Annotated in this window: 1 protein-coding gene and 1 pseudogene; both read left to right on the top strand. The window is 47.6% G+C overall.

Annotated features, from left to right (window positions below; translation table 11 throughout):
• Positions 1 to 114 (top strand): 30S ribosomal protein S8 (gene rpsH, locus B2Y23_RS14975; RefSeq protein ID WP_291371655.1); only part of this gene is annotated, 114 nt, incomplete at its 5' end.
• A 13-nt stretch (positions 115 to 127) separates the two neighbouring features.
• Positions 128 to 267, top strand: a pseudogene (locus tag B2Y23_RS14970) (50S ribosomal protein L6); the annotation flags it as partial.

Below are 267 nucleotides of genomic sequence, written 5' to 3'. Positions count from 1 at the left end.
AGCGTTAAGCAAGGTTTAGGTATTGCAATTGTTTCTACAAGCAAAGGCATCATGACTGATCGCGCTGCACGTGCTGCGGGCATCGGTGGTGAAGTTATTGCTTTTGTTTCTTAATAGGTGATTCCTCATGTCTCGTGTGGCTAAAGCCCCAGTAACTGTACCTAACGGTGTAACAGTTACTCAGAACGGCCGGCAGGTCGAAGTGAAAGGCAGCAAAGGTACATTGTCTTTCAACCTGCATGCGCTGGTCGAGCTAAAACAGGAAGA

The sequence above is a fragment of the Acinetobacter sp. UBA5934 genome (assembly GCF_002430855.1).
Taxonomy (GTDB): domain Bacteria; phylum Pseudomonadota; class Gammaproteobacteria; order Pseudomonadales; family Moraxellaceae; genus Acinetobacter.
The sequence above is the reverse complement of the archived record's forward strand: the minus strand, read 5'-3'. Positions and strand labels throughout refer to the sequence as shown.